The organism is Vibrio sp. MarTm2, from assembly GCF_027587055.1.
Classification (GTDB): domain Bacteria; phylum Pseudomonadota; class Gammaproteobacteria; order Enterobacterales; family Vibrionaceae; genus Vibrio; species Vibrio sinaloensis_D.
Genome location: NZ_JAPPTK010000014.1, coordinates 52,386 through 74,928 on the forward strand (window position 1 = coordinate 52,386; position 22,543 = coordinate 74,928).

At 44.9% G+C, this 22,543-nt stretch carries 19 protein-coding genes; 9 read left to right on the forward strand and 10 right to left on the reverse strand.

The genetic code is table 11. The annotated features are described in order from the left end of the window. Nucleotides 1-89: 89 nt before the first annotated feature. On the forward strand, nt 90-1,166 hold the full coding sequence (gene fbaA, locus OH458_RS19480; protein WP_269979516.1) for a class II fructose-bisphosphate aldolase: 1,077 nt from the start codon (nt 90-92) through the stop codon (nt 1,164-1,166). Nucleotides 1,167-1,493: 327 nt separating this feature from the next. Further along, entirely contained in the window at nt 1,494-2,360 is an 867-nt protein-coding gene (mscS, locus tag OH458_RS19485) for a small-conductance mechanosensitive channel MscS (protein WP_269979517.1), read from the forward strand. Nucleotides 2,361-2,417: 57 nt separating this feature from the next. On the opposite strand, the gene OH458_RS19490 is transcribed toward mscS, so the two are convergent. Both OH458_RS19490 and OH458_RS19495 read right to left on the reverse strand, forming a co-directional pair. Then, the gene (locus OH458_RS19490) at nt 2,418-2,900 is read right to left on the reverse strand and encodes a YbaK/EbsC family protein (protein ID WP_269979518.1); all 483 of its coding nucleotides are present in this window, start codon (nt 2,898-2,900) and stop codon (nt 2,418-2,420) included. A 7-nt stretch (nt 2,901-2,907) separates the two neighbouring features. Then, nucleotides 2,908-3,534 (reverse strand): LysE/ArgO family amino acid transporter, encoded by a 627-nt coding sequence (locus OH458_RS19495; RefSeq protein ID WP_269979519.1) that lies wholly within the window; start codon nt 3,532-3,534, stop codon nt 2,908-2,910. 142 nt (nt 3,535-3,676) lie between these two features. On the opposite strand from OH458_RS19495, the gene OH458_RS19500 reads away from it, so the two are divergent. The 3 genes from OH458_RS19500 (at nt 3,677) to OH458_RS19510 (ending at nt 7,343) form a co-directional block, all read left to right on the forward strand. Continuing rightward, on the forward strand, nt 3,677-4,573 hold the full coding sequence (locus OH458_RS19500; protein WP_269979520.1) for a LysR family transcriptional regulator ArgP: 897 nt from the start codon (nt 3,677-3,679) through the stop codon (nt 4,571-4,573). A gap of 97 nt (nt 4,574-4,670) precedes the next feature. Then, nucleotides 4,671-5,366 carry an oxidative stress defense protein gene (locus tag OH458_RS19505; protein ID WP_269979521.1) on the forward strand — a complete coding sequence of 232 codons (696 nt, stop codon included), beginning with the start codon at nt 4,671-4,673 and terminating at the stop codon, nt 5,364-5,366. A gap of 96 nt (nt 5,367-5,462) precedes the next feature. Beyond that, nucleotides 5,463-7,343: a diguanylate cyclase gene (locus tag OH458_RS19510; protein WP_269979522.1), complete on the forward strand. Its 1,881-nt coding sequence runs from the start codon at nt 5,463-5,465 to the stop codon at nt 7,341-7,343. 42 nt (nt 7,344-7,385) lie between these two features. Here OH458_RS19510 and OH458_RS19515 read toward each other — a convergent pair whose 3' ends face one another. Together OH458_RS19515 and pykF are read right to left on the reverse strand one after the other, a co-directional pair. Further along, the gene (locus tag OH458_RS19515; RefSeq protein WP_269979523.1) at nt 7,386-8,045 is read right to left on the reverse strand and encodes a GntR family transcriptional regulator; all 660 of its coding nucleotides are present in this window, start codon (nt 8,043-8,045) and stop codon (nt 7,386-7,388) included. 175 nt (nt 8,046-8,220) lie between these two features. Further along, nucleotides 8,221-9,633, reverse strand: a complete 1,413-nt coding sequence (gene pykF, locus OH458_RS19520; protein ID WP_269979524.1) for a pyruvate kinase PykF — start codon at nt 9,631-9,633, stop codon at nt 8,221-8,223. Nucleotides 9,634-10,065: 432 nt separating this feature from the next. Here pykF and OH458_RS19525 point away from each other — a divergent pair, with 432 nt between their 5' ends. Next, nucleotides 10,066-10,827 (forward strand): DeoR/GlpR family DNA-binding transcription regulator, encoded by a 762-nt coding sequence (locus OH458_RS19525; protein WP_005475142.1) that lies wholly within the window; start codon nt 10,066-10,068, stop codon nt 10,825-10,827. 83 nt (nt 10,828-10,910) lie between these two features. Next, entirely contained in the window at nt 10,911-12,743 is a 1,833-nt protein-coding gene (gene glmS / locus OH458_RS19530) for a glutamine--fructose-6-phosphate transaminase (isomerizing) (protein ID WP_269979525.1), read from the forward strand. A 146-nt stretch (nt 12,744-12,889) separates the two neighbouring features. Here glmS and OH458_RS19535 read toward each other — a convergent pair whose 3' ends face one another. The 6 genes from OH458_RS19535 to ispB form a co-directional block, all read right to left on the reverse strand. Beyond that, nucleotides 12,890-13,420 (reverse strand): MltR family transcriptional regulator, encoded by a 531-nt coding sequence (locus OH458_RS19535; protein WP_005475233.1) that lies wholly within the window; start codon nt 13,418-13,420, stop codon nt 12,890-12,892. Between the two features lie 61 nt (nt 13,421-13,481). Then, nucleotides 13,482-14,630: a mannitol-1-phosphate 5-dehydrogenase gene (locus OH458_RS19540; RefSeq protein WP_269979526.1), complete on the reverse strand. Its 1,149-nt coding sequence runs from the start codon at nt 14,628-14,630 to the stop codon at nt 13,482-13,484. A 113-nt stretch (nt 14,631-14,743) separates the two neighbouring features. Next, nucleotides 14,744-16,696: a PTS mannitol transporter subunit IICBA gene (locus OH458_RS19545; protein WP_269979527.1), complete on the reverse strand. Its 1,953-nt coding sequence runs from the start codon at nt 16,694-16,696 to the stop codon at nt 14,744-14,746. A 502-nt stretch (nt 16,697-17,198) separates the two neighbouring features. Next, entirely contained in the window at nt 17,199-18,278 is a 1,080-nt protein-coding gene (locus tag OH458_RS19550; RefSeq protein WP_269979528.1) for a TRAP transporter substrate-binding protein, read from the reverse strand. A 252-nt stretch (nt 18,279-18,530) separates the two neighbouring features. Next, nucleotides 18,531-20,282 carry a lysophospholipid acyltransferase family protein gene (locus tag OH458_RS19555; RefSeq protein WP_269979529.1) on the reverse strand — a complete coding sequence of 584 codons (1,752 nt, stop codon included), beginning with the start codon at nt 20,280-20,282 and terminating at the stop codon, nt 18,531-18,533. A 402-nt stretch (nt 20,283-20,684) separates the two neighbouring features. Next, nucleotides 20,685-21,656: an octaprenyl diphosphate synthase gene (gene ispB / locus OH458_RS19560; RefSeq protein WP_038137724.1), complete on the reverse strand. Its 972-nt coding sequence runs from the start codon at nt 21,654-21,656 to the stop codon at nt 20,685-20,687. 272 nt (nt 21,657-21,928) lie between these two features. Here ispB and rplU point away from each other — a divergent pair, with 272 nt between their 5' ends. Together rplU and rpmA are read left to right on the forward strand one after the other, a co-directional pair. Continuing rightward, nucleotides 21,929-22,240 (forward strand): 50S ribosomal protein L21, encoded by a 312-nt coding sequence (rplU, locus tag OH458_RS19565; protein WP_008072988.1) that lies wholly within the window; start codon nt 21,929-21,931, stop codon nt 22,238-22,240. Between the two features lie 20 nt (nt 22,241-22,260). Continuing rightward, on the forward strand, nt 22,261-22,518 hold the full coding sequence (gene rpmA / locus OH458_RS19570; protein ID WP_004409945.1) for a 50S ribosomal protein L27: 258 nt from the start codon (nt 22,261-22,263) through the stop codon (nt 22,516-22,518). The last annotated feature ends 25 nt before the right edge of the window (nt 22,519-22,543 follow it).

Sequence of the window (22,543 nt, forward strand, 5' to 3'; positions counted from 1 at the left end):
AGAATAGCGCGAGTTGTGAGCAAACGTTTGCAAGAATTTAAACTTAACAAGTTTTATTTTTAAAACGACAGATAAATAGGATTAAATCCATGTCTAAGATCTTCGATTTCGTAAAACCAGGTGTTATCTCTGGCGACGACGTACAGAAAGTTTTTGAAGTTGCTAAAGAAAACAACTTCGCTCTACCAGCAGTTAACGTTGTAGGTACTGACTCTGTAAACGCAGTACTAGAAGCAGCAGCTAAAGTTAAAGCTCCAGTTGTTGTTCAGTTCTCTAACGGCGGTGCAGCTTTCTTCGCTGGTAAAGGCGTTAAACTTGAAGGTCAAGGTGCTCAAATCCTTGGTGCTGTAGCGGGTGCTAAATACGTTCACGCTGTAGCTGAAGCTTACGGTGTGCCAGTAATCCTACACACTGACCACGCAGCTAAGAAACTTCTTCCATGGATCGACGGTCTACTAGACGCTGGTGAAGAGTTCTTCGCTCAAACTGGTAAGCCTCTATTCTCTTCTCACATGCTAGACCTTTCTGAAGAGTCTCTAGAAGAGAACATCGAAACATGTGCTAAGTACCTAGAGCGCATGGCTAAAATGAACATGACAATCGAGATCGAACTTGGTTGTACTGGTGGTGAAGAAGACGGCGTTGATAACTCTGATATGGACGCATCTGAGCTTTACACTTCTCCAGAAGACGTTGCATACGCATACGAGAAACTAAGCGCTGTTTCACACCGTTTCACTATCGCAGCATCTTTCGGTAACGTACACGGTGTTTACAAGCCAGGTAACGTTGTTCTAACTCCAACTATCCTACGTGATTCTCAAGCATACTGTGCAGAGAAGTTCGGTATCGCACCAAACGCTCTAAACTTCGTATTCCACGGTGGTTCTGGTTCTACTCAAGAAGAGATCCAAGAGTCTATCGGTTACGGCGTTATCAAGATGAACATCGATACTGATACACAGTGGGCAACTTGGGATGGTATCCGTAAGTACGAAGCGGAAAACCGCGATTACCTACAAGGTCAAATCGGTAACCCAACTGGCGAAGACGCACCAAACAAGAAGTACTACGACCCACGCGTATGGCTACGTGCTGGTCAAGCTTCAATGGTAGCTCGTCTAGAGCAAGCTTTTGCTGACCTAAACGCAGTAGACGTACTATAAGTTAGTCGCTATTACGAATGATAAAAACCCGCTCATTGAGCGGGTTTTTTTATATCTGATACTTGGCTCGTTTATCAGAGTGAGTGATGTGAAAAATCTGGCTAAATGTAAATGCTTTGGTAATCTGTAACAAGCCGATTTCATCATGTTTTGATAAACGTCTGTTTTTATTCTCTTTGCAAAAACTTGACTTTGAGAATGGTCAAAAATGAGATATTGTGCCAAAAAAATGGCATTGCTTGACCAGGTGGATAAGCAAGCCGTGGTTAATTACTAATATAAAGCAGTTTGATTCATAGAATTATTACATTTTGAGAGGATACAAATATGGCAGGCGAATCAGCGGGAATTGAAGCTCCCCTAGTTGATGGATTAAGTCACGCAGAAAAATGGTTAACGACGAACTCTGATCTATTGGTTCAATACGGCGTAAACATCATTTCTGCCGTTCTGATTCTATTTATCGGTAACATGATCGTGAAAGCCGTAGCAAACAGTGTTGCTAAGGTTTTAGAAAAGAAAAATATGGATAAGGCGGTTGTCGAGTTTATCCATGGTCTTGTACGTTACTTGCTGTTTGTGATTGTTCTAATTGCAGCTCTGGGTCGCTTAGGTGTTCAAACCGCATCTGTTGTGGCAGTAATCGGTGCCGCCGGTCTTGCTGTTGGTCTTGCACTTCAAGGCTCTCTATCTAACTTTGCGGCGGGCGTGCTTATTGTTGGCTTCCGTCCGTTTAAGTCAGGTGACTACGTGGAAATCGGTGGTGTAGCAGGTAGTGTTGAAGCGATTCAGATTTTCCAAACTGTATTGAAAACACCTGATAACAAAATGGTAGTTGTTCCAAATGGCAGCGTTATTGGCAGTCCTATCACGAACTACTCTCGTCACGAAACACGACGTGTTGATTTAATGATTGGGGTTTCTTACAACGCTGATCTACAGAAGACTAAAGAGCTTCTGACTAAGATTTGTCAGTCAGATGAGCGCGTATTGAAAGAGCCTGGCGTGCAAGTTGGTGTTCATACTCTTGCGGATTCTTCAGTTAACTTCGTTGTGCGCCCTTGGGTGAAAACGGCGGACTACTGGAATGTTTACTTTGATCTGATGCAAGCGATCAAAGAAGGCCTAGACAAAGAAGGCATCGAAATTCCATTCCCGCAAATGGATGTTCACTTGAACAAAGTTGAAGCTTAATCACCGCTTAACACGATACAAAGCGAAGCCACTGGCTTCGCTTTTTTTGTACGTTTTTTACAGCTCGAAAATTGGGTTGTTCAAGGCTGATAAAACAATCTGGAGATCGCTAGCAGCAATACCAAATGTGCATTCCGGATGACCTGGTGTGTAGAGAAGCTGTTCGAATTCATACAGTCGACGGTCAACCACGATTGGGATCTCTACGGGCAAACCGAAGGGACAGACGGCACCAGCAACACAACCTGTTGCTTCACTCATTGTCTCATTACTTACAATCGATGGGCGTTTACCTAGTAATGCTTTAATGCCCTTACTGTTCAATCGACTGTCTTTGTCCGTCAAGTACAGAGCGAAGCCAGCCCCTTTGAGTTGCAAGAACAGGCTTTTGGTGTGTGTACCTGTCCATCCTAGCTCTTTAGCGACTCTCTCGTCAGTGGTGAAATCAAGAATTGGCTCGTGATGCCACTCTTGGTATTCAACGTTCAGCTTTCCCAGCAATGTCTTATTAAACAAGTAAATTTCTTCGAGTTTATTCATGATCCACCTAACCAAACATAGTGAACAGTTCGATCGCCAACATCAGCGCAATCGCATACATCATAATAGCAACCGCGATATCAATACCTTGCTTGACTCGAGGTTGTGATAACACTGGGCCTAATTTAGCGGCACCAATAGACAGCGAGTAGAACCAAACGAGTGAAGCCATCATAGTTCCTAGAGCAAAGGAAATGCGATCTTGGCCTTCAAACTGACCACCAATCGAACCCAGAATGACAACGGTGTCGAGATATAAGTGAGGGTTTAATACTGTAACCGCTAGTGCACCGAGAATCACGGTACGTTTTCCCCGAAGTGTTTGATTTTCTTTTGTTTCATTAGACTGAGCACTAAAAGCACTTTTCAATGATAGGGAGCCATAAAGGGTTAAAAAAGCGATACCCCCCAGTGTAACTAGCATCAGTAGCGTCTCGTTTTTGGACAACAGTGCGCCGCCACCAAAAATACCCAACGAGATAAAAACGATATCAAGCAAACTGCAAATACTTGCTGTTGTTAAATGATGTTGTCGTTTTACTCCTTGATTAAGCACGTAGGCATTTTGTGCGCCAATAGGAATGATCATGCTTGCACCCAGTCCAAACCCTTGCAAAATCAACCAAACATTCACCGCTATTACTCCATATTAATTGTGTCTATCAACTAATGGGTAAAGTATTCAAACTTAAAAAATTAGTAAAATTAATGATTTTAACTTTACATAAGTGATGCTAATAATTGTGTTTTGAACACCTGCTAAGTAAGGGAATGTTTTGCGAGGTTTAGATTACAAATGGATTGAAGCATTAGAAATGGTGGCCAGTCGTGGCAGTTTTGAGCGCGCGGCGAGTGAGCTCTACATCTCTCAATCAGCGGTTTCGCAGCGTATTAAACAGCTGGAGAAGTTTCTTGCAAAGCCAGTGCTGATTCGTGAGAGGCCGTTGAGATTGACCGCAACGGGTAAGAAACTGCTGGGTTTTTATCATCGTGTACAAGTGCTCGAACGCGAGCTGTTGCCTGAGTTGACTAACCAAGATAGCGAACGTCCAATTCAAGTCCCCATCGCGACCAATGCTGACAGCCTAGCAACTTGGCTGCTTCCCGCGTTAACGCCCATCATGAAACAGCGCAAAGTCGAGTTTAACCTGTCAGTGGATCTTGAAGATCGCACCTTAGAGAAGGTAAGGAAAGGGGAAGTCACAGGAGCGATAAGTTGGGAAGAAAGCGCGCTCAAAGGGTGCGAAAGCCATTATTTGGGCAGAATGGATTACGTTTGTGTTGCCAACCCTGCGTTTGCGCAGCAGTACTTTAGACATGGCGTCACCCGAGAGGCTTTAGAATGTGCTCCAGCAGTGTCGTATGATCAATACGATCAAATGCATCGCCAGTTTCTTCAACAGCACTTTAATCTTTCTCCAGAAGCTATTGTTCATCACCGTGTAGCCAGCTCTGAAGCTTTTGTGAATCTTGCTCTACTCGGGGTTGCCTATTGTTTAATCCCCCGTCTGCAAATCAGCGACGAGTTAGCGCAAGGGCGGTTGGTAGACTTAATGCCAGGATTCCAGCTGAGCTTTAAAATTTATTGGCACCACTGGCAGTTAGAGAGCGGGGTTTTACAACAAGTGACCCAAGCCATTCTCGAATACTGCCATGGCAAGCTGCCAAAATAGTTTGGGTTAAATCTTTGTCAGAACGGAGCTGTTCGCTTGGTCAAACCTTGTTCCTTACCTATGATGTAGTCAGTTAATCCGATAGGGCAATTTTAGTATGAAAGTGATTCCTTCCGTTGTTGCGCTTATTTCATTGGCAACGTTAAGCACAAGCGTGTTGGCGAATACGCCAGATTTTCCTCATCTTGTGACCACTGGTTACGGTGAGGTCGTTGCTAAACCCGATATGGCTCAGTTCACTACTAGAGTAGTGGAAACCACTATGACGGCTGAGCAGTCCAAACAAGCCGTTGATAAAGTGGTTTCCGACTTTCTTACGGCACTCAAAGCACAAGGCGTTGAAGGAGAGAGTATCACCAGCTCCAACCTCTATATTTCTCCCCAATACCACTACCCAAAAAATGGTAAACCCGAGTTGGTCGGTTACCGCGCGAGTCGCACGATCAATGTGACAGTGAATGATCTGGATAAGTTGAATCAGTACCTAGATACGGCTCTAAATGCGGGTATTAATCAGGTCGACAATATCCAACTTCAAGTCAAAGACCCGGGCAAATATCAAGATCAGGCCAGAATGGCAGCGATCAAAGATGCCAACAATAAGGCAGGTTTTCTCGCTGAAGGATTTGATAAAGAGATCAAAGGGGTCTGGCGTATTGATTACAACATGCCAAGCTCTCAGCCAGTATTAATGCGATCGATGGCGATGGACGCAAAAACGGAGTCCAATACCTATCAAGACTCAACCATTGTGATTCGCGATAGAGTCGATGTTATTTATCAGCTGGACTGATTGCACCAATAGTTTAGGTGTGACAGCCCCAAACTTTAACCCACACTCTGGTAAGTGGTATACTGATCAGCCAAATGGTTAGGAGTAGTGGTATCAATGCGTCGTAAATATGTTTTCTCGTATTTATTAGCCACTACGCTTACATTTACGGTGATAGTAACCACTTACTACTTACAAAAGTTTCATCAGCTAAAAGATCAAGTTATTGATCAAACTGCAAGGCAAGCGGCTCATCAGCTCGCATACAGTGAGCGTGAATATCTCTCTTTCCGCAGTCAATTCCTTTCCATTATTGAGCTGCTTTCTCACAGTCGAAACCTCTACGACTACGTGCAGGATCCTTCCAATAAAAACAAACGTGTAGTGGAAGAAGTATGGCGCTCTGTTGCCTTGAATCAGCGCTGGTACACTCAGATTCGTTATGTCGATTTGCAGGGCAACGAGCAAGTACAAATTAACTACTACCAAGGAAATGAACAGGTAGCAGTCGCTGAAACTCTGTATAACGTATCGCAGCGGGACTATTTTCAGTTTGCTTCGCAGCTAAAAGAGAACCAAGTTGGGGCATCAGAAATCGATCTGCAACGTGAAGGCGGCAACATCAGCGTGCCTTATCAACCGACGTTGAGGTTGTTCACGCCCGTATTTGTCGATGGGGTGAAATATGGCTATTTGGTGGTCAATATTGATGTTTGGTATCTGGCTTCGCGGCTTAACTACTCACTTGACGAAATTTTCAGACCTGAACTGATTGGTGAGAACGGCTTTTATCTTGCTAGTGGGAATCAGAGCAAGCTGTTTGGGGATTTAATAGAAAGCAGGCAACACTACAATTTAGCTAAAGAGCTGCCAACGGCTTGGAGTGCCATGAAGGACGAATCTTCGGGTTATTTGATCGAGAATGGTACCTTGGTGGTTTACAACGGCATTTCATTGACCCCGCACCAGAAGCTCTACTTAGTGATCCAAATGGGGCCAGAACAGATCGAAGCCTTGACCAAACGTGACGTCAGTGAGCTTGTTCAGCAAGCCATCTTGGTTATCCTTTTGATGCTGGCTTTTGTTGTGCCTGCGACTTGGTTGGTGATGCACTACCGAAAACGCAGTATTGAAAGTCAACTCGCGAGAGCCGCCCTCAGTGGGATGTCTGCTGTGATCATCTCTGACAGAAATCACCGTACCATAATGGTTAACGATGAGTTTGTGCAATTGACAGGATTAGCTCACTCTTCGGTCACCTCAAAAAATACGTTGGCTAAACTGCTCGGCGATAAACAACTCGAGTTGATGCTAGAGATATTTGAGCACGTTGCTCGTGACCATTACTGGCAAGGCGAAGTGTTCTTTTCAAAACCCAATAGCGATGAAGAGGTGACCGCAATACTCAGAATTCAGAGCGTGTTGTCGAAGTCTGGTCGCGTGAGTTACTACATTAGCTCATTGGTTGATATTACCGAGCGTAAGAAGCTTGAAGAGCGACTGCGAATTCTGAGTGAAAAAGATGAACTCACCCAGCTTTGGAACCGACGCAAATTTGAATCTGAGCTGAGTAAATACGCGAAGTTGGTTGACCGCTATCCTCGCCAGACGACATGTTTAGCGCTACTGGATATCGACCACTTCAAGCGTGTTAATGATCAGCAAGGTCATGATGAAGGCGATCGCGTAATCAAACGCGTCGGCGTTATTCTGCAAGACACGCTGCGAGATACTGACTTCGTTGCGCGAATTGGTGGCGAGGAGTTTGCGGTGATCTTACCGCATACAAGTCTTGCAGAAGCCGAAATGGCATTGAATCGACTGCGTGTTGCCGTTGAAATTGCACCGGACCTTTCTGTTACGATCAGTGCAGGGGTGACGGATTTGCTTGCGGACAGAACGCGCAGTTATAAGTGTGCCGATATCGCGCTTTACGAATCTAAGACATTGGGGCGTAATTTGGTCTCTGTTTGCAGTTCGTCAGAAGAAGTGGCATAAAAAAATCGAGCTTAAGTGCTCGATTTTTTGTATATGATTTGATTACGCAGCTTGCTCAATCGCGCCTTGAATATGTGACATTGAGCGATTTAGATGATGCTCAAACACTTCCGTTGCTTTTTGAGTCTCTTTAGAAAGTACCAGCTTCATGATGCTTTCGTATTCATCGATGTTGAACATCTCTGAGCTTGAACCATTGGCTAACGCAAAATAGCGATAGCGCTTGATTTGATTGATTAGATCAGTGAAAAAGTTCAGCATTTGCTTCGAAGTCGCCCCTTCAAGTAACGAAACATGGAATTGGTGCTGACGTTCCTCCCATTCAGACCAATCAAAGGTTTCTTGCACGTTTTTGATGCGAGAAAGTTTATGGAAAGAGGTCAAGACTTGCAGCTCCCAGTTCTCATCACCATGTTCAATCGCCTGCTTTAATAGCGCCGCCGCGACAAAACGTAGGCTTTGGTAGAGGTCGGTTAGCTCTTCGACGGTCACGGCCGCAACCCAACAACCTTTTTGAGGTTCAAGGTTGACGTAGTTACTCCAAGATAACTGAACTAAGGCTTCACGGATAGGAGATGCGCCAACGTTGTATTTGGCTTTGAGGTCTGCAACGACGAGTTTTTGTCCAGGTTTAAGTTCACCGCTTAAAATATCCAGACAAATCATCTTGGCGACTTTATCTGTCAATGTTGGGCTAGGCACAATCCAATCCTCACTCACTGATAATACTGATATACAACTAATTCCATTTAACGGTATGAAGTACCGCTAGTTGAATTTGATAATACAGCGTACCGAATATGGGAGCAAGCAGAATATATAAAAAAAAGAGGGCGTTAGCCCTCTTTTTATCAAATGGTAAGAAAGTACTAGATTCTTATAGAACGTGTACTGACGCTGTGTTTGTAGTGCCTGAAGCAACTAGAGCACCAGAAACCATAACCACGATATCGCCTTTTTTACCTAGACCAGATTCTAGAGCAAGCTCTTTACCTGCTACGTAGAATGCGTCAGTGCTGTCGATTGACTCAACAACTACTGGAGTAACACCTTTAGTTAGAACTAGCTGTGCAGCCGTCTTAGTGTTAGTTGTTAGAGCGATGATGTTTGCAGTTGGGAAGTACTTACGTACTGAACGTGCAGACTTACCACCTTCAGTTGCAACAACGATAAGTGGAGCAGCTAGTTTCTCAGCTGTGTCTACTGCGCCTTTACATACTGCTTCAGTGATGCGTAGGCGTGGGCTGTCTAGACGAGAACCTAGCTCAGCTTTTAGAGCTGAATCAGTACGGTTCGCGATTTGAGCCATGATAGTTACCGCTTCAACTGGGTACTTACCTTTAGCAGTTTCACCAGAAAGCATTACTGCGTCAGTACCGTCCATTACTGCGTTAGCAACGTCGCCTGCTTCCGCACGAGTAGGACGTGGGTTGTTGATCATAGAATCAAGCATTTGAGTTGCAGTGATAACCATCTTACGTGCACGGTTACACTTCTCGATCATCATTTTCTGAGCGAAGATTACTTCTTCAGCTGGGATTTCAACACCTAGGTCACCACGAGCAACCATGATGCCGTCAGAAAGCTCTAGGATCTCGTCGAAGTTATCAACACCTTCTTGGTTTTCGATCTTAGAGATGATGTGGATGTTCTCGCCGCCGTTTGCAGCAAGTACTTCACGGATTTCTTGAACGTCAGATGCTTTACGAATGAAAGAAGCTGCTACGAAGTCAACGCCTTGCTCACAACCAAACTTAAGGTCGTTCTTATCTTTTTCAGATAGTGCAGGTAGGTTTACAGAAACGCCAGGAAGGTTAACACCTTTGTTTTCGCCTAGAGCACCGTTGTTAAGAACTTTACACTTAACTTCAGTCTCAGTTGTTGCGATCACTTCCATTTCGATTAGACCGTCGTCTACTAGGATAGTGTTACCAACGTTTAGGTCAGCCGCAAAGCCTGCGTAAGTTACTGCTACTTTGTCTTTGTTACCCACAACTGAGATGTCAGTTGTGAATGTGAATTCTTGACCAGCTACTAGATCAACGTCGTCGCCGTTTTCTAGTTTGATCGTACGGATTTCAGGACCTTTAGTGTCTAGAAGGATAGCAAGTTGCTTACCAGACTCTTCCATCACTTTGCGGAAGTTCGCGATACGAGTGCCGTGCTCTTCGTAGTCACCGTGAGAGAAGTTCAGGCGCATTACGTTCATGCCTGCGTTTACTAGCTCAGTTAGCTTCTCTACAGATTCAGTTTTAGGGCCAATCGTACATACGATTTTGGTCTTTTTCATGGAAGATACTCTCCGGTCAATAATAGTTACAATTTGAAAGTTGTTAATCTTGTGGAAGTCTCAACAGTTTACCGAGCATTTTGTGCCTGCTTTTTACAGGTAAACCGACAAAATTCATGTGACTTCAAAACTGAAAGTCTTTCACCAAGTTTAGTCATTTTCTGACCAATCTGGTGCGCTATTATTCAGCATTTATGTGACTAACCTAGGATATACGCAGTTAGTTGCAAAAAAATAACGTTCAATTCTGTAATTTTTTTTCTTTTAGGTGGCGCATTCTACCACCGAATGATTTCAATATCACTGCTTAAGAATTGTCTTAGGACAAGGTTTTATCGCTATTTATTAATTTTTTGGATCGAAATAAATGGACTTAAATCTTTCGACTTGACTATAATAACTTTCACTTCGAAACTTTAAAGTAATCAATAAATGTCGAAACGAAACACTCAGCTAAGAAGACACGCGATTTCCAATTTGGTGAATGAGAAAGGTGAAGTCAGTGTTGAAGAGCTATCGGTTCAGTTTTCAACTTCTGAAGTCACGATAAGAAAGGATCTTGCTTCTCTTGAAAAAAATGGTCAGTTACTGCGCCGTTACGGTGGAGCGATTGCATTACCAAAAGAAGTGGTGAACGACGAATTGAGCCAACATGTTTCGATTCGTAAGAATGAACTCGCTGAAGCGGCCGCTAAATTGATTCGTGAACACAATCGCATAGTGATCGATAGTGGCAGCACGACGGGGGCACTGATCAAGCAACTCGATGGAATGCGTGGCCTTGTGGTGATGACCAATTCGCTCACCGTGGCAAATGCGCTGAATGAACTCGAGAGTGAGCCCACTTTGCTGATGACTGGCGGGACATGGGATGCGCACTCGGAGTCGTTTCAGGGGCAAGTCGCTGAATCTGTTCTAAGATCGTATGACTTCGACCAACTCTTTATTGGGGCTGATGGCGTTGACTTGGAACGCGGTACTACGACCTTTAATGAGTTAGTCGGCTTAAGCAAAGTGATGGCAGAAGTGTCACGAGAAGTCATTGTTATGGTCGAATCTGAAAAGATCGGTCGAAAGATCCCCAACTTGGAATTGGCTTGGGACAGCGTCGATATTTTAATTACTAACAAAGATTTAGAACCAGAATCTAAGCAAGTTATTGAGTCGCATGGCGTCACAGTGATTTGCGCTTAAAGCAAAAATTATCAACAAATATTAACCGATCCGCTTTTGGCTTTGCTTGTTGCCACTCGGAAAATTAAATTGGAGTTACCATTATGTGTGGAATCGTCGGTGCTGTTGCACAACGAGATGTCGCTGAAATTTTAGTAGAAGGATTACGTCGCTTAGAGTACCGCGGTTATGACTCGGCAGGGGTTGCGATCGTTGATAACGAATCGAACCTAACGCGTATTCGTCGCCTCGGTAAAGTGCAAGAGCTCGCGGATGCCGTCGATTCAGCGCAAGTTGTGGGTGGAACAGGTATTGCTCACACTCGCTGGGCAACACACGGCGAACCTTCAGAAGTGAACGCACACCCACATATGTCAGGTGACATCGCAGTGGTACATAACGGCATCATCGAAAACCACGAAGAACTGCGTGAACTGCTTCAATCTCGCGGTTACGTATTTGAATCTCAAACCGATACGGAAGTTATTGCTCACATGGTTGAGTGGGAACTTCGCACGTCAGAAACACTGCTTGAAGCGGTACAAAAAACAGCAAAACAACTGGAAGGCGCATACGGCACGGTAGCATTGGATCGTAAAGACCCTTCACGCATCGTCGTAGCACGCTCAGGCAGCCCAATTGTCATTGGTTTTGGTGTGGGTGAAAACTTCCTGGCTTCTGACCAACTTGCATTACTGAACGTAACACGTCGTTTCATGTACCTAGAAGAAGGTGACGTAGCAGAAATCACTCGTCGTGACGTGACTGTATTTGATGCAACAGGTGAGCGCGTAGAACGCGAAATCACAGAATCAAACGCGGAACACGATGCGGGTGACAAAGGCCAATACCGTCACTTCATGCAGAAAGAAATTTACGAGCAACCAACTGCGCTGATCAACACAATGGAAGGTCGCCTTACTGCGGACTCTGTTGTTACTGAAGCCATTGGTGTGAACGCGACAGAAATTCTAAGCAAAGTGGAACACGTACAGATCGTGGCATGTGGTACGTCTTACAACGCGGGTATGACAGCGCGTTACTGGTTTGAAGACATTGCTGGCGTGAGCTGTGACGTAGAAATCGCTTCTGAATTCCGTTACCGCAAGTTTGTGACGCGTCCAAACAGCCTATTGATCACGCTTTCTCAATCTGGTGAAACCGCCGATACGCTAGCAGCCCTTCGCCTAGCAAAAGAGAAAGGTTACATGGCGGCAATGACCATCTGTAACGTAGCGGGCTCTTCTTTGGTTCGTGAATCTGATTTCGCATTTATGACCCGTGCAGGTGTGGAAATCGGTGTGGCATCAACTAAAGCGTTCACCACTCAGCTTTCTGCGCTACTGATGCTGGTAACTGCTCTTGGTAAGCAACAAAACCGCATCAGCAAAGAGAAAGAAAAAGAGATCGTAGAAGCGCTTCACGCTCTACCGAAGCAAATCAACGCAGCGTTGTCTTTTGAAAAAGAGATCGAAGCACTCGCACCGGACTTTGCTGATAAGCACCACACATTATTCCTAGGTCGTGGCGAGTTCTACCCAATCGCGATGGAAGCGTCTCTAAAACTGAAAGAGATCTCTTACATTCACGCTGAAGCGTACGCAGCGGGTGAACTGAAACACGGTCCTTTAGCGTTGATCGATGCAGATATGCCAGTAGTGGTTGTTGCACCAAGCAACGATCTTCTAGAGAAGCTGAAATCAAACGTTGAAGAAGTACGTGCTCGCGGTGGTCTGCTATATGTATTCGCAGATGCTGATGCAGGTTTCGAAGGCGATGAGACTATGAAGATCATCACTATGCCACACGTGAGTGAAATCACAGCAGCGATCTACTACACCATCCCAATGCAGCTACTGTCTTACTACGTAGCATTGATCAAAGGTACGGACGTAGACCAACCTCGTAACCTAGCGAAAGCGGTAACGGTAGAGTAATCGCGATATAACTCGATTCAGCCGAGGCTTTGTCCTCGGCTTTTTTGTCTCTGGGGAAGATGAATCAAGTGCTTAGGAGATATGTTTGAGGTGATTGACTGTTGTGATTTATCGGTTTGCTAGAGGCGTTGCGATAGGAAGTGGCGTTAGAATGGGCTCTCTTTGTTGAGTTCGTTACAAATCTCAACAATCGCAAGTGAGAGCCCTGATTTTATGATCTGCTGCTGTCGTTGCAGTTGAAGTTGATAAAACTCGAGGTCAATGTCGTCGTCAGGTTCGGTCACTTCCAACTGAACCATTCCCATTTTACTTGCCAAGTTGAGCTTCTTAATCGGTTCTAACACGTTTGGATCGGTGAATTCATAATCGGAGGTATCACTGTTTAACGTGTTCTTTATTTTGATTATGTCTTCGATGTCGTGATAAACCTGGTTGGGAAGTACCCCTAAACCAAAAAGTAGTTTTAGGCGGACAGAAAGATCACCAAGCGGACCTGTGTCATGGAGTAATGGACCAACCACAGACTGCACAGCGAAGTTATCTTTTTGGAAAATTCTCTGCATTAATGCGTCGATCGACTCATTAAATACGTCAACGGTAGCGATAAAAAAACCGCGTACCGAAGGGGCGCTATTTAATCGTTCGATAATCTCGGTTTCATTAATTGTGTCTACCATATACTGAACTAAATTGCTGTTAGTGAGGGAGGAGTCCGCAAACCCCTCCTTGAATGTTTTATTATAATGTTTCGAAAATGGATTCGATTTTTGCCACTTCGAGACTCTCTTCCGCTAGCCCAGTGTATTTTGCTAGCGTCTGCTTCACACCCACTTCTTTTAATGAGGTTTGCAGTTCTACTGCTTGTGGGTCGGTGTCGTTAGTGTACTTCAACGCAGCGGCAATGCCTTTCAAAAGTGTTTGATTTTCAGTGCCATACTCAATTGTACCGAGTAAAGGCTTCACTAATCTATCGTTTGCACCCAATTTACGAATTGGTTGACGGCCTACACGGTCAACTTCATCGACTAAGAATGGGTTAGCGAAACGGCCTAGGATCTTTTCTATGTACGCATTGTGCATGTCGCGATCAAAGCCGTAGCGTTTGATCAGTACTTCACCGCTTTCTTGCATCGCCTGTTTCACTTCAACATGAATGCTTGTATCTTCTATCGCTTCACGAATGGTGCGATGCCCTTTCAAGCAACCTAGGTAAGCGGTAATGCAGTGACCTGTATTGAGTGTGAACAGCTTGCGTTCTACGAATGCCATTAGGTTGTTGGTTCTTTCCATGCCTGCGATATCAGGGATTTCGCCCTTGAATTGCTGCTCATCGACAATCCATTCGCTAAAGCTTTCTACCGTCACTTCTAGTGGGTCATCGTTCGCCGCTTCTGCTGGTGGCACGATGCGGTCTACCGCTGAATCGACAAAGCCAACCAACTCGTCTGCTTTTGCGTGCAATGATCCATCTAAGTGTTTGTACACTTCACCTTTTAGGTGTGTGGTGCCACGAACCATGTTTTCACACGCGATGATGTTCAATGGTTTATCGTTACCTGCCGCAAAGCGTTTAGCAATGCCGGTCGCGATGGTTTTTGCAATGATGTCCAGGACGTTAGGGCCAACCGCTGTTGTTACCAAGTCGGTTTTTACAATGCGGTTGATGACATCTTCACTGGCTGAGTTAACCGCGGTGACGTGAGTTACTGTGTCGATTTGGCACTCAGTACCGACCACTTTTACTTTGTATTCTTGCTTGTGGCTCAGCTGATCGACGAGTGGTGCATCAACGTCTGCAAATGTCACCTCGACTTCCGCGTCTGCTAATAGTTTACCGATGAAGCCACGACCAATGTTACCTGCGCCAAAATGAACTGCGTTTTTCATAATTCTTACCTACCAATGTCTGAAATGTTGACTAAACGAATTTAGGGTGAGGCCAACCGCATAGGGGGTGACAGCTGACCTCGGTTTGCTCAGGAGCAAATTAAAGGGAGTGATTAAGCCGCTTGCTGGCCGCCAAGGATGTTTAGAATCTCTTCCACATCGTTGGTGCTGGTTAGCTTTTCAATCGACTCCGGCTCATCGAGCGCGTTGGTAATAGTGGTAATCACCTGGATGTGCTCATCGTTCTTAGCGGCAATGCCGATAACCAGTTTCGCTACATCATCGTCGTCTTCAGTAAATTGGATACCCGCAGGGTATTGGCAGATTACAATGCCAGTCTTCTTCACGCGATCTTTCGCTTCTACCGTACCGTGAGGCACTGCGATAGATTCGCCTAGGTAAGTAGGAACCAGCGCTTCACGTTCAAACATCGCGTCTACGTATTCTGGTTCTGCGTAGCCAAGTTCAACCAATTTGTTGCCCGCAAAGCGAATGGCTTCTTCTTTGTTGGCTGCTTGCAAACCGAGGTGAATGTTTTCACGCTGGATTTGGAATACCGATGGTTGTTGTGGTTCAAAGCTGTCGTCGTTCGCCGCCATGACGGACACTTTTACCATTTGGTCGTCATTGGCTGCAGATTGGTTTTGTGCTGCCAGTAGTTTAGTGACTAGCTGGTTGTACATTTCGCTGTCTAGGAAGTTAGTCAATGAAATGTGGTGTGCGTTTGGAGCATGCTTACGTGCACGATCCGTTAAGTCTTTATGAGTAATCACGATATCTGCACTCTCTGGTAAGCTGTTAATGGCAAGGTTGGTCACGTGGATGTTCAGACCAGCGTCTTGAACCTTTTTGCGTAACATACTCGCGCCCATTGCACTCGAGCCCATGCCTGCATCACAAGCGACAATGATGCTTTGTACGGTCGCTAGGTCTACGTCACCTTTGCTTTGGCTGTTTACCACCGCATCGTTTTTAGATGCAGATTTCATGTCTTTCATTTGTGATGTTGCTTTTTCTAGTGCTGCTTCATCACCGTCTTCTTCTGTTGACGTTTGCGTCTTCATTAGCAGTGCCGCTACGGCGAATGACACACCTGTTGCTGCTGCGATAGATGCGAGTACACCAACGATTGAACCTTTCTGAGTCATCAACAAGATTGCAAAGATTGAACCTGGTGATGCTGGAGAAACGATACCTGCGTTAAAGATGGTTAGAACGAATACGCCAGTCATACCACCTGCAATAGCTGCAAGGATTAGGCGAGGGTTCATTAGGATGTATGGGAAGTAAATTTCGTGGATCCCGCCGAAGAAGTGGATGATGGATGCACCACCGGCAGTTTGACGAGCTGTACCCTTACCAAACACCATGTACGCTAGCAGGATACCTAGACCAGGACCTGGGTTTGCTTCGATTAGGAAGAAGATCGATTGACCAGCTTCAGACGCTTGTTGAATACCCAGTGGAGAGAAAATTCCGTGGTTGATCGCGTTATTTAGGAATAGGATCTTCGCTGGTTCAACAAAAATAGAGGTTAAAGGCAGTAAATGCGCTGACACCAGGAAGTTTACGCCAGCAGCCAAGCCGCCAGATAACACTTTGACAAATGGCCCGATAAAGAAGAAAGCGAGGATGGCACACGCCATACCGATGATGCCGGCAGAGAAGTTGTTGACCAACATTTCAAAGCCGCTTTTTACTTTACCGTCGATGTAGTTATCGAATTTCTTGATTGCCCAGCCGCCCATCGGGCCAACCATCATCGCACCCATAAACATTGGGATGTCGGTACCGACAATCACACCCATTGTCGTGATTGCGCCGACGACCGCACCGCGATCGCCACCAACTAATTTACCACCGGTGTAACCGATAAGTAGTGGCAGCAAGTAGGTAATCATAGGACCAACCATAGAGGCTAACGTTTCGTTAGGTAGCCATCCAGTTGGGATAAATAGAGCAGTGATAAAGCCCCACGCGATAAACGCGCCGATGTTAGGCATTACCATGTTAGATAGAAAACGACCAAAATTTTGTATCTTGATCTTAGCATCTGGTGATATCATAACAGTTCCCCGTTCGATGTTCTGATGAATATTGTAGTAGTACGGTTCGCCAAAACCGCTTGATTGCTTAGTTCTCAATCAATTTACCACACAAATTCATTCTGGAACTGACGACGGGTTTTTTGTGATCACCACCTCGTAAACACCTGCCTCCAACGTATTTCTTCGTGACTTTCATCTCGTTTTTACAACGTAATTTTAATACAAATTTTAAACTTTAAATTTGTCAATAAAAATTAAACAACTAAGATCTCAATTTAAAAATATGAAAATTTAAATCAATAGTGATCTAAATCACCTTTATTGTTTTTGTTTTTGTTGAATAAACTAAAAGTGAGATTTTTGTCACGTTTTATTGTTGTGCCATCCAAGTGCGTATTGTGATCTTTGTCTTGTTTTGCTGTTTTGTGAAATTTAGCTACATAAATGGGTGGCGTAAATGAGGTTGAATAATCTGATGTGCGGGTTGAAAAATGGCAAGGTTGCCCTTGCCATTTATTAGCTAGTTAGCCTCAAGATACGCTTTTGAAGAAATATCTGTCCAAGCGCGTACTTTCGTTAGGTATTGCTTTTGCGATTCAATAATCTCTTTAGCGAGAGCGTCATTGTTCGCTTGCTCTTCGAGTAACTCCGCGGTGGCTGTTTGCATCGCTTTGAGTACTTCTGGTGGGAAGTCTCGAACCTTGATGTCAGGGTACTCTGCACTCATGGTTGCCCAGCTGTTTGCATTGGCATCGACGGCTTGAGTGTACATATCAAATGCAGCGACGCGGAACGCGGTTTCTAAGATCGTTTGCAGATCTTTGGGTAGTGAGTCCCATTTGTTTTTGTTTACTAGGAATTGGGTTTCCGAACCAGGCTCATGCCAGGCGGTATAGTAGTACGGAGCGATTTTTTGAAAGCCCATACGTAAATCGAATGCAGGACCTACCCATTCTAGTGCGTCGATCGTGCCGCGTTCTAATGAGGTGTACAGCTCACCAGGGGCAATATTCGTTGGCGCAGCGCCGACTTTTGCCATCACTTCTCCTGCAAACCCTGGGATGCGGATTTTTAGCCCTTTCAGATCATCGACTGAGTTGATCTCTTTTTTAAACCATCCACCCATTTGAATATCGGAGTTACCCCCAGGGAAAGAGAGCAAGTTATGCGGAGCGTAGACTTTTTCCATCAATTCCATACCGCCTCCGCGGTAGAACCAAGCGTATTGCTCCGTTGAAATCATGCCAAATGGCATAGAAGAGAAGTATAGGGTGTTGGGTACTTTGCCCTTCCAGTAATAAGAGCTGGAATGCCCCAAGTCGTATTGGCCAGATTTAACCATGTCAAAAATACCCAGAGGGGCTTTATGTTTATTGGCAGAATCGATGCGAATTTGCAGGCGTCCATTGGACATTTCTTCTGCCAGCTTCGCCATATTTTTTGTCGCGTCGCCCAAGATAGGGGTGTTTGGTCCCCATGTTTCGGCAAGTTTTAGGCGGTAGACTTTATCGGCGGCAAAACTGACAAATGAGGCGGACGCTAAAGAGAGCGTGGCGGCGCCTATTAGCAATGGACGGAGGAATTTTTGTTTTGGCAGCATGACTTTAGGACTTCCTTGTTGTTTTGTTTATCATCAAAGGCTAGCTTTTCCTTTGGTGAATTTTTCGTCAATCTAATTTTGTTCTACTGAGCCGCTGCTTTATAAGATAAGGTACCGCGTTGGAAATACTTCATGGTGAGAGTGCATAGTGGTAAGTGATGATTGTGCAATATATGAGCACAAATAGAGGCACTAAAAGAAGATTATCTTGATAGTAAAAGTGCTGCATAGGTCACGCAGCACTGAGCATGGTTAGCGATCGGCGTGATAAGAGAGATATTGCTGAGCGTGTTGCACTCCCATGTACCGTGCTAAGGTTTTTACTGGAACATCTCTAAGATCGACCATGATCAAACCGTCTAGCGCGTTGTTGAAGGCGGGATCGACGTTGAAAGCGATCAGCTTTCCATTCAATCCAAGATATTGGCGCAGTAAAACCGGCACGCCTTTACCCTCATCCATACGTGAAATCACTTTCGAGAGTAATTGAATATCACCTAAAGCAGTCAGCATGGAAGTATTCCAGTGATGACTCTTTGTCGGGAGTGGATTTGAGGGCGTAACAAATTCGGCAACGTCAGAGTTGCAATAATGTAGCGTCATGGTTTCTGCTAGCAGTTGCCTTGCTTGTTCACTGTAGTCGTTGCTGATGCTGACTGGACCAAATAGGTGAGTGTAGTGAGGGTTGCGCTGAACAAAAGTGGCGATGCCTTTCCAGAGCAACAATAGGGGAGCCATGGTTTTTTGGTAGTGTTCATCGATTACAGAGCGCCCCATTTCAATAGCCGAGCCCATACTGTCAATAAAGGGTTGGTCAAACTGGAAGAGTGTTTTCGAATACAGTGTAGATAACCCACCTTTTTCAATGAGTTTATCGACTAGTCCGAGTCTGTATGCCCCAACCAGGCGTTGGTGTTGTTTATCCCAAATAAACAGCTGTAAGTAGTCGCGATCAAACTCATCAAGATCAATACTGCGCCCTGTACCTTCTCCAACTTTCCTGAAATTGACTTCACGTAAACGGCCAATTTCATGCATCAGCGCAGGGATTTCGTCAGATCGGCAGCAATATACATCAAAGTCGCCACTAGACAGTAAATGGTGATCTTCATGCAGGCGCGCAACATCATTTAATTGATCTGCTAAAGGCAGTGGGTGGGCTATGGGTTCTATTGGCGTTTGTTGCTGATGTCGGGCAGAGGTCGATGGGCTTTGAAGCACATAGGTATTAAGGCGTAAATATTGGGTCATTTGATCATCGGTGAGCCCTTTGAGTTCTCTATATTGAATCGCATTGCCCAGTGAGATGTGGATGCATTGCTCCCGTTTGTTGAGCAGCTCACGCCCTAACATCAAAGTTCTTAGTAGTGGGTGAACTTTGCCAGCGAAATAAAAGCGTTTCGAGTTTTGACCATCGATAAAAACCGGAACGGCGGTGGCTGAGGACTTTCGAATCAGGCGACTGACCGACCGGCTCCATTGCTTGTCTTCTAAATACGCTTCTTTGCTGTCGATGAGTTGAGAAACTTCGCCTGCTGGGAATAACAAGAGGAGTCCACCTTGTTCTAGGTGTTGGTGAGCATGGCGAAGCGCCTTCAAATTGGCCTGTTTAGCGGTATTGCTCTCAAACACATCGACGCCAATGAACAATTTGTCTAGCTCAGGTACGGTTTTAAGGTGATGGTTGGCGAGAATTTGAACATCAGGTCGCACTTGTAACAAAAGCTCTGCAAGGATAACGCCTTCCACACAGCCAAGTGGGTGGTTGGCGACTACGACGGTTGCGCCCGATGATGGAATGTTTCCAAGCCCACCTTTTACGACTTGGTAGTCGATCCCTAACACTTCTAAAGTAAAGCGGAGAAATGTTTGAGTGGAGCAGCCTGCTGGACGTTGGGCATAAAACTTATCTAACTGAGACAGGCCAGTGGCCCACTCGGTAAACTGTTCGCCTAAGCGGAATGGTGTTTTTTGAGGGAGACGAAAAGGGCTCGAAACTTCCATATATCCTCACAGATGATTGAGTTCTGTAGAAGAGGTTATGAGGAAGTTGTGACAGGGAAGCTTCAACTTAGTGAGTTCTGAATGACATTCAGGTGACAGTTGAATGACACTTAACTCTATTGCGGTAATGTTGGTGAGCGACAATGTAACGATGATTAATTAATTTTATTAAAAAATATATCGCTCACAAAATATACTAATTTTGCATCTAAACCAAAGTTTCATTGCTAATGTGTTTAGGCGGGTAGGGTTATCGAACCGAGATGAGCGATAGACTCCTATGGAAGATAGCCAGTCAATTTACCTTCGCAATTGCTGATCTGGAATGCCTCACCTTAAGAGGTAAAACGGGAACCTAAGGTTCCCGTTGTTGTATCTGCTGTTTTTAGGCACTGCACACACTTAACTGGTTCGGTGAACCGCCATATGTGCGAGTGTGACTAGCGCTTGCTTATACTCAGACTCTTCAAGCACGCTAAGCTCAGCAATGGCTTTATCCGCTTCTTGGTAAGCTTTTTGGCGTGTGTACTCTAACGAGCCAGTCTCTTCCATGGCCGCTAGAATCTCAGTGAGTTTTTCCATGCCGTTCGCTTTTTCAATCGCTTCACGAATCATGGCAACTTGCGCCTCATTGCCATGACGCATTGCGTATAGCAGAGGCAGAGTCGGTTTACCTTCTGCAAGATCATCGCCGACATTTTTCCCCATTTCTTCTCCGTCTGACGTGTAGTCCATAACGTCGTCAATGAGCTGGAATGCCGTGCCTAAATATTTGCCGTAGTTTTGTAGGGCAGTTTCCACGTCTTCAGGTGCGTCATTAAGAATCGCGCCGATCTGTGTCGCGGCTTCAAACAGACGTGCCGTTTTTGAATAGATCACGTCCATATAGATCTCTTCAGTTGTGTCAGGATCGTTGCAGTTCATTAACTGCTGAACTTCACCTTCTGCAATCACGTTAACAGCATCACTCATGAGCTTTAGGATCTTCATGGATCCTAGCTCTGTCATCATCTGAAAAGAGCGTGTGTAGATAAAGTCGCCAACTAATACGCTAGCAGCATTACCAAATGCCGCATTTGCGGTTGCTTTGCCGCGGCGCATGTCAGATTCATCAACGACGTCATCGTGCAATAGCGTCGCCGTATGAATGAACTCAATAAAGGCTGCTGCCGTTGTATGAGCGTTTCCTTGATAACCCAAAGCGCGAGCAGATAATACTGCTAACAATGGACGTATGCGCTTACCACCACCACTAATGATGTAAAAACCTAATTGGTTGATTAAAGATACGTCTGAGTTGAGTTGGGCGTGAATTGTTTCATTCACTTTTGCCATGTCATCGGCAGTTAGCGCTTGGATAGCTTTAAAATCCATGGTAAATCCGGCTGAAGTTAGAACTTGTAAGGTCTTCTTATCTGCTTTAATCGCTGAATAATACACTAAAAAACGTTGATTAATACATGCTTAACGGGCATGATTGCCGCACTTTTAATTGGCGAACAGCTTTTCGCCAATTTTTTCAAAATATGGCTTGTCATAGGGAGATCTCTTCTGTAGAATCTGCGCCCTATTGATGATTAGTTTAGCGCACACCCAAGATGCTCATTTAATATGCATATGGCTGTGCGGAAAAAGCGGAGTAAGATATGTACGCTGTTTTCCAATCTGGTGGTAAACAACACCGTGTAAGCGAAGGTCAAACTCTTCGTTTAGAGAAATTAGACGTTGAAACTGGTGCAACTGTAGAATTTGATAAAGTTCTTCTTGTTGCTAACGGCGAAGATGTTAAAGTTGGCGCTCCTCTAGTAGAGGGCGGTAAAGTAGTTGCTGAAGTTGTACAACACGGTCGTGGCGATAAAGTTAAAATCGTTAAGTTCCGTCGTCGTAAGCACTCTCGTAAGCAACAAGGTCACCGTCAGTGGTTCACGGAAGTGAAAATCACTGGTATCAACGCTTAATCGATTAGGAGAGTTTAACAATGGCACACAAAAAAGCTGGTGGTTCTACTCGTAACGGCCGCGATTCAGAAAGCAAACGTCTAGGTGTTAAGCGTTTCGGTGGTGAGTCTGTTCTTGCAGGTAACATCATCGTTCGTCAACGTGGTACTAAGTTCCACGCTGGTACTAACGTTGGTATCGGTAAAGACCACACTCTATTCGCTCTTACTGAAGGTAAAGTGAAGTTCGAAGTGAAAGGTCCTAAAAACCGTAAATTCGTTAGCATCGAAGCTGAGTAATTAAACCCAGTTTAATTTATTCATT

What these genes read in the sequence shown, in the direction of transcription:
- ispB (WP_038137724.1), bottom strand. Translation starts at nt 21,656, where the DNA reads ATGGATTTTAAAGCTATCCAAGCGCTAACTGCCGATGACATGGCAAAA.
- OH458_RS19525 (WP_005475142.1), top strand. Translation starts at nt 10,066, where the DNA reads ATGTCGAAACGAAACACTCAGCTAAGAAGACACGCGATTTCCAATTTG.
- glmS (WP_269979525.1), top strand. Translation starts at nt 10,911, where the DNA reads ATGTGTGGAATCGTCGGTGCTGTTGCACAACGAGATGTCGCTGAAATT.
- pykF (WP_269979524.1), bottom strand. Translation starts at nt 9,633, where the DNA reads ATGAAAAAGACCAAAATCGTATGTACGATTGGCCCTAAAACTGAATCT.
- OH458_RS19535 (WP_005475233.1), bottom strand. Translation starts at nt 13,420, where the DNA reads ATGGTAGACACAATTAATGAAACCGAGATTATCGAACGATTAAATAGC.
- mscS (WP_269979517.1), top strand. Translation starts at nt 1,494, where the DNA reads ATGGCAGGCGAATCAGCGGGAATTGAAGCTCCCCTAGTTGATGGATTA.
- OH458_RS19555 (WP_269979529.1), bottom strand. Translation starts at nt 20,282, where the DNA reads ATGGAAGTTTCGAGCCCTTTTCGTCTCCCTCAAAAAACACCATTCCGC.
- rplU (WP_008072988.1), top strand. Translation starts at nt 21,929, where the DNA reads ATGTACGCTGTTTTCCAATCTGGTGGTAAACAACACCGTGTAAGCGAA.
- OH458_RS19510 (WP_269979522.1), top strand. Translation starts at nt 5,463, where the DNA reads ATGCGTCGTAAATATGTTTTCTCGTATTTATTAGCCACTACGCTTACA.
- OH458_RS19540 (WP_269979526.1), bottom strand. Translation starts at nt 14,630, where the DNA reads ATGAAAAACGCAGTTCATTTTGGCGCAGGTAACATTGGTCGTGGCTTC.
- fbaA (WP_269979516.1), top strand. Translation starts at nt 90, where the DNA reads ATGTCTAAGATCTTCGATTTCGTAAAACCAGGTGTTATCTCTGGCGAC.
- OH458_RS19550 (WP_269979528.1), bottom strand. Translation starts at nt 18,278, where the DNA reads ATGCTGCCAAAACAAAAATTCCTCCGTCCATTGCTAATAGGCGCCGCC.
- OH458_RS19505 (WP_269979521.1), top strand. Translation starts at nt 4,671, where the DNA reads ATGAAAGTGATTCCTTCCGTTGTTGCGCTTATTTCATTGGCAACGTTA.
- OH458_RS19545 (WP_269979527.1), bottom strand. Translation starts at nt 16,696, where the DNA reads ATGATATCACCAGATGCTAAGATCAAGATACAAAATTTTGGTCGTTTT.
- rpmA (WP_004409945.1), top strand. Translation starts at nt 22,261, where the DNA reads ATGGCACACAAAAAAGCTGGTGGTTCTACTCGTAACGGCCGCGATTCA.
- OH458_RS19490 (WP_269979518.1), bottom strand. Translation starts at nt 2,900, where the DNA reads ATGAATAAACTCGAAGAAATTTACTTGTTTAATAAGACATTGCTGGGA.